General features: G+C 74.3%; 6 protein-coding genes. 3 read left to right on the plus strand and 3 right to left on the minus strand.

Going from position 1 to position 6,094, the window contains the following annotated elements:
- Positions 1–216: 216 nt before the first annotated feature.
- Positions 217–2,580, plus strand: coding sequence for an ATP-binding protein (locus ABZ914_RS44360; RefSeq protein ID WP_500200734.1), 2,364 nt, complete (start codon positions 217–219; stop codon positions 2,578–2,580).
- Positions 2,581–2,733: 153 nt separating this feature from the next.
- Positions 2,734–4,158 (plus strand): sugar porter family MFS transporter, encoded by a 1,425-nt coding sequence (locus ABZ914_RS44365; protein WP_500200735.1) that lies wholly within the window; start codon positions 2,734–2,736, stop codon positions 4,156–4,158.
- Between the two features lie 58 nt (positions 4,159–4,216).
- On the opposite strand, the gene ABZ914_RS44370 is transcribed toward ABZ914_RS44365, so the two are convergent.
- Positions 4,217–4,798, minus strand: coding sequence for an N-acetylmuramoyl-L-alanine amidase (locus tag ABZ914_RS44370; protein ID WP_500200736.1), 582 nt, complete (start codon positions 4,796–4,798; stop codon positions 4,217–4,219).
- Between the two features lie 148 nt (positions 4,799–4,946).
- Here ABZ914_RS44370 and ABZ914_RS44375 point away from each other — a divergent pair, with 148 nt between their 5' ends.
- Positions 4,947–5,468, plus strand: a complete 522-nt coding sequence (locus ABZ914_RS44375; protein WP_500200737.1) for a DUF1269 domain-containing protein — start codon at positions 4,947–4,949, stop codon at positions 5,466–5,468.
- 57 nt (positions 5,469–5,525) lie between these two features.
- On the opposite strand, the gene ABZ914_RS44380 is transcribed toward ABZ914_RS44375, so the two are convergent.
- Complete coding sequence (locus ABZ914_RS44380; RefSeq protein ID WP_500200738.1) at positions 5,526–5,852, minus strand: hypothetical protein; 327 nt, start codon at positions 5,850–5,852, stop codon at positions 5,526–5,528.
- A gap of 9 nt (positions 5,853–5,861) precedes the next feature.
- Positions 5,862–6,094 (minus strand): hypothetical protein (locus ABZ914_RS44385; protein WP_500200739.1); only part of this gene is annotated, 233 nt, incomplete at its 5' end.

Genomic DNA, 6,094 nt, shown 5'->3' on the forward strand with positions numbered 1-6,094 from the left:
GGGGGGTGGGGGGGGTCCGGCCGGGGGGGGGGGGGGCCCCCCCGCAACCCGGCCCGCCGGCGGCGAAGCCCATCCTGGTGGAGCGGCCCGGATCCGCCATCGGTAGATGAACGGATTCCGGTACCGATTTTCGGTCGCCTTCCGTAGCACCGCGACTACACTCCAAAGGTCCCCTCTGGTTGCCGGGCGTCCGGCGGGAACAGACTCGGAGACGGCGTGCCGCTGAACATGACGCTGGAACGGCAGACGGGAAGACTCCCCGCGGAGTTCACCAGCTTCGTCGGGCGGAAGGCGGAGCTCGACCAGGTCGGGCGGCTGATCGACGGGCACCGGCTGGTCACCCTCACCGGACCGGGCGGGGTCGGCAAGACCAGGCTCGCGGTCCGCACCGCGACCCGGGCGCGCGACGCGTTCGACGGCGGCGTGTACTTCGTCGCCCTCTCCGGGCTGTCCGAGCCGTCGCTGCTGGCGCAGGCGGTCTGCGACGCGCTCGGCCTCGTCGAGCAGGGCGGCGAGCCCGCCGCGTCCCGGCTGGCCGACCATCTCGCCGACCGGCGGGTGCTGCTCGTCCTCGACACCTGCGAGCACCTGCTCGACGAGTGCGCCGCGCTGACCGAGGCGCTGCTGCGGAGCGCGCCGGGGCTGCGCGTGCTCGCGACCAGCCGGCAGCCGCTCGACGTGCTGGGCGAGCACACCATCGCGGTCGCGCCGCTCGGCCGGCCGGAACCGGACCGCGCGGACGCCGAGGAGTGCGACTCGGTCAAGCTGTTCGCCGAGCGCGCCGCCGCGGCCGTCCAGGGCTGGACGCTCACCCGCGGCAACCGCGACGCCGTCGTCCGGCTGTGCGACCGGCTCGACGGGATCCCGCTGGCGATCGAACTGGCCGCCGTGCAGCTGCGGACGTTCTCGGCGGACCAGGTGCTGAGCCGGCTCGGCACCCGCCTGTTCCAGGCCCGCGGCGTGCGGACGAGCGTCCCGCGGCACCAGACGCTGCGCGCCGCGATCGACTGGAGCCACGCGCTCTGCTCGGCCGGGGAGCGGCTGCTGTGGGCGCGGCTGTCGGTGTTCGCCGGCGACTTCGAGCTCGACGCCGCCGAACACGTCTGCTCCGGCGACGACCTGCCCGCCGAGCACGTCGTCGAACTGCTCACCGGGCTGGTGGACAAGTCGATCGTGCAGCGCGCCGACCGCGGCGGCCAGGTCCGGTACCGGATGCTCGACAGCCTGCGGGAGTACGGCGTCGAGCGGCTCGCCGCGCAGGGCGGCGAGACCCGGCTGAGGCGGCGCTGCTTCGACTGGTACGCGGGGCGGCTGCGCGTCGCGCGCGCCGAGCTGGCCGGCGCCGGGCAGGTCGGCTGGCTCGCCTGGTTCGGCAGCGAGCGCGCCAACATCCGCGCGCTGCTCGGCCACGTCCTGCCGACCGCCGAGCCCGCGACGATCCGGGACGCGATGGAGGCGCTCGGCCGGCTCTGGATGCTGCACGGCATGGCGGGCGAGTGCCGGCACTGGATGGACCGGCTGCTGGAGACCCGCGACACCACCGGGGAGGGCTGGTCGGCGTTCCTCGGCGTCGCGGCCCTGACGATGGCCCTGCAGAACGACCTGGACGCGGCCGGGGAGCTGCTCGACCGGGCGCTGGTGCAGGCGCGGGCCGAGGGGGACGCCGACACGGCGGCCCTGATCGTCTCGTGCCAGGGCGTCGCGGCGCTGTTCGCCGGCGACGTCGACCTCGCGCTGCGGCTGCTCGGCGCCGCCGACGAGGTGAGCGAGGACGCCGCCGGCGGCGACGTGCTCTTCCTGCTCGTCGAGGTCTTCCGCGGCGTCGCGTACCTGTTCAAGGGGGACTACCCGGCGGCGGTCGCGCACGCCGGGCAGGGCGCGCGGATCGGCGAGGAGCACGGCGAGCTGTGGGTGCGGTCCTACGGCATGCTCGTGTGCGGGCTGGCGCTGTGGCTCGCGGGCGACCTCGGCGCGTCGCTGGAGCGGCTCTGCCGGTCGCTGCGGATCAAGCGCGACCTCGGCGACGAGCTGGGCATGACGCTGGGGCTGGAGGCGATCGCCGGGTGCCTGTGCAGCGGCGGCGAGTACGTCCGCGCGGTCCGGCTGCTCGGCGCGGCCGACCGGATGCGCGAGTCCACCCAGACCGCGTGGTTCGGCCCGCACCACGCGATGCTGCGGGAGATCCACATCGGCAAGGCCAGGGAGGCCCTCGGCGAGCGGCGGTACCGCGCCGCGTTCGAGGAGGGCGGGCGGCTCGCGCCCGCGGAGGCGCTCCGGGACGCCCTCGGCGAGCCCCCGTCCCCCGAGGCCCCCGACCCGGGCGGCGCCGCGGACGGCCCCGCGCCGGACGCCTGCCCGCTCACCGACCGCGAGCTGCAGGTCGCGGCGCTGGTCGCGGAGGGGCTGTCGAACCGCGACATCGCCGAGCGGCTGACGATCGCCAAGCGCACCGCCGACTCGCACGTCGAGCACATCCTGTCCAAGCTCGGGTTCTCCTCGCGCGCGCAGATCGCCGTCTGGGTCACCGAGCAGGGCGTCTCGGCGCAGGACGGCGCCGCGGAGGCCCGCCTGCCGTACTGACCGCGCCCCCGCGGTGCGACCGGTGCGTGTGCCGGTGATCACGGAGGGTAGGGCCTGATCGGCACCGGCGCCGATCGGGGAGGTCAACGGCGATGGCGACGATCCGGGCGGCCGCGGGCCGCCGACCGCGCGCGGCCGGGCGGCGGGCCTGACGTGCAGGCGTTCTCCACCGCGACGGTCTACGAGGGGCCGTTCTCCGAGGTCCCGCCGGACGGGCTGCGCAAGATCTGGCTCTGGGCGGTCCTGATCGCGGTCGGCGGGTTCCTGTTCGGCTTCGACACCGGGGTGATCTCCGGGGCGCTGCTGTACATCAAGACCGACTTCGGGCTCGACGCGTTCGAGCAGTCCAGCGTGGTCAGCGTGCTGGTGCTCGGCGCGATGGCGGGCGCGATGGGGTCGGGGCGGATCGCCGACCGGATCGGGCGCCGCAGGATCCTCGGCCTGGAGGGGCTGGTGTTCCTGGTCGGGACGGTCATCGCCGTCCTGTCCACCGGCTACGCGATGCTGGTGGTCGGCCGGCTGGTCCTCGGCCTCGCGGTCGGCGGCGCGTCGGCGACCGTGCCGGTGTACCTCTCGGAGATCTCCCCCAAGGAGATCCGGGGCCGCACCCTGACCCTCAACCAGCTGCTCATCACGATCGGCATCCTGGTCGCCTACCTGACCAACCTCGCGTTCTCCGGGGCCGGCGACTGGCGCGCCATGATCGGGGTCGGCGCGGTGCCCGCGGCGGTGATCGTCGCGGCGTCGCTGTGGGTGCTGCCGGAGTCCGCCGCCTGGCTGGCCGCGCGCGGGGACCGGGCCGAGGCGCGGCGGCTGGTCGCCTCCGTCACCAACGAGGCCACCGCCGACCGGCTCCTCGACCGCTACGAGCGGGACAGGGCGCGGCGGGACGACGGGCGGCGGACCGGCCGGCGGACGCTGCTCGCCGCCGACGTCCGGCCCGCGCTGGTCGTCGGGCTGACCCTGGCGGCCGTGCAGCAGTTCGGCGGCATCAACACGATCATCTACTACGCCCCGACGATCATCGAGAAGAGCGGGCTGAGCGCGTCCAACTCGATCGTCTACTCGCTCGCCATCGGCGTCATCAACCTGGTGATGACGCTGGTCGCGATCCGCGTCATCGACCGGGCCGGGCGGCGCCCGCTGCTGCTGTTCTCGCTCGGCGCGATGACGGTCATGATGGCGCTTCTCGGGCTGTCGTTCGTCGCGGATTGGTCGTCCGGGCTGTCACTGGTGTTCATGGTGCTGTACATCGCCGGGTACGCGGTCGGGACCGGGCCGGTGTTCTGGACGCTGATCGGCGAGATCTTCCCGCCGCGCGCCCGCGCCGCCGGGTCCAGCGCGTCCACCGCGGTGAACTGGCTGGCGAACTTCGTGGTCAGCCTGGTCTTCCTGCCGATCGCGACCGTCATCGGGCAGGGCGAGACGTTCTGGATCTTCGCGGTGATCGCGGGGCTCGGCTGGGTCTTCGTGAGCCGCTTCGTCCCGGAGACGAAGGAGCGCGACTTCACCGAGGTCGACGCGGACCTGCGGTCCCGGTTCGGGCGCCGCGCCCCCGCCTCCGCCGATTCGGGCTAGCCGGCGTCCACGCCCCGGATCGGGCGCGGGCCGGGTCAGGCGGGGTCTGCGGGCCGGGTCAGGCGGGGGCGGTGCCGGTCAGGCGCTCCCAGTGGCGCCGGACGTCGTCCCAGGGGAAGCGCGGGCCGGGGTCGATGCGGCGCCGCACCAGCACGCCGGGATCGTCCGACGCGGGGACCATCCCCTGGTCCAGGTCGCTGTGGCGCACCAGGCGGACGAGCGCCGGGTGGGTCTCCGTGAGGACGGTCAGCAGGTCCATCAGCGCGGCCGTCTGCTCCGGCGGGAAGTCCTCGGACGGGTTCTGCGACCGCGAATGGAAATGGTCGGGATGGCGGCCGGTGTTGACCAGCTCGATCCCGATCGACGGGGTGTTGTGGCCCGCGGCGTGGGCGGCGACCCGGTCGAGCGGCACGAAGCGGTGACAGCCGCCGTCGCGGTCGACGTAGAGGTGGCCGCACACCCCCGTCCCGTCCTCGGTCCCGGCGGCGCTCCGCTCGGCGAAGTCCCATGCCTCCGCCAGCGTCGGGATCTCCGTGGCGTGCAGGACGACGGTCGTGATGGACTCCGGCGACCTCCGCTCCAGCGACCCCCACCAGGAGACGAGCCGGTCGTCCACGGGAGGACCTGCGGGCGCCGTCATGATCCCCATGCTAACGGCGACAAATGGCACAAAAGGCTTCTATGCCAATGGATTGCAGTTCTTTGGCGATAAGACAGCGAAGATGGCATCAAAGGCATATCGGAGCGCCAGCGGGGGCACCCCTGGCGCCGGAGCATCGGGGGATGCCGTGAGCGATCTGATCGCCGTCGCCTACCCGGACGTGGACACCGCCGTGACGGTGCGCGACCGGCTGATCGACATGCAGCGCCGGAAGCTGATCACGCTCGGCGACGCCGCGGTGGTGGAGAAGCGGCCGGACGGGAAGATCAAGCTGCACCAGATCCACAGCACCACGCGCACGGGCGCCCTGTGGGGCGGCGTGTGGGGCGGCCTGCTCGGCATGCTGTTCTTCGCGCCGCTGGTCGGCGCGGCGGTCGGCGCCGCCGCCGGGGCCGCCGGGGGCTCGATGACCGACGTGGGGGTGGACGACTCGTTCATGCGGGAGGTCGGCGCGAAGCTCCAGCCCGGCGGCGCGGTGCTGTTCCTGCTGGTCATCTCCGTGACGCCGGACCGGGTCATCCCGCAGATCGCCGAGTACGGCGGCGAGGTGATGCAGACCTCCCTCAGCAACGAGGCCGAGACGCACCTCCGCGAGACCCTGGAGGCCGCGAAGCAGGTGCACCAGCCCGCCGGAGCGTCCGCGCCCTGACCGTCCCGTCACGTCCGGTTCGGGACCGGGGCCTGCGGGTCCCGGCCCCGGGCGACGTCACCTGCCGCCGGGCTCGTCGCCGTCGCGCTCGGTGGACCCGTCCTCGGCCGGCTCGTTCTCGGCCGGCTCGTCGGCATCCGGCTCGTCGGCCGGGTCGGCGCCGGTCAGGCGTGCGCTCAGGCGGTGCGAGACGCGGACGTCGCGGTAGGTCACGTTCGGCTTCGCGGGCCGGGGCAGGTTCCGCCGGTCGGTGTCGGTGCCGGACTCGCCTTCCGGCTCGGCGCCCGCCCGCTCGGTGACCTCCGGCGTCTCGCGGAAGACGACTTCGTCCGCCTTCACGGAGGCGCCGATCTCCACATCCGGTTTCCGTTCCGGTTCCGGCATCGCTCCCCCTCACATTCCCGGCAGCCGCTTGAGGACGCCGCCGATCAGGTCCCGGCCGGCGCGGACGGACTTCCTGGTCAGCGCCGCCGCCAGCTCGCCCGCCGCGAGGTCGTCCGGCCGCTCCGGGACGTCCCGCGCCGCCCGCCGGTCCCGCTCGTCGTGCGCCGCCCGCGGCTCCCGCTCGGGCCGCTCGCGCTCCCGTTCGTCGCGCCGCCGCTCGTGCTCGTCGCGCCGGGGCGGGC

The sequence above is a fragment of the Spirillospora sp. NPDC046719 genome (genome assembly GCF_040645715.1).
Lineage (GTDB): Bacteria > Actinomycetota > Actinomycetes > Streptosporangiales > Streptosporangiaceae > Spirillospora.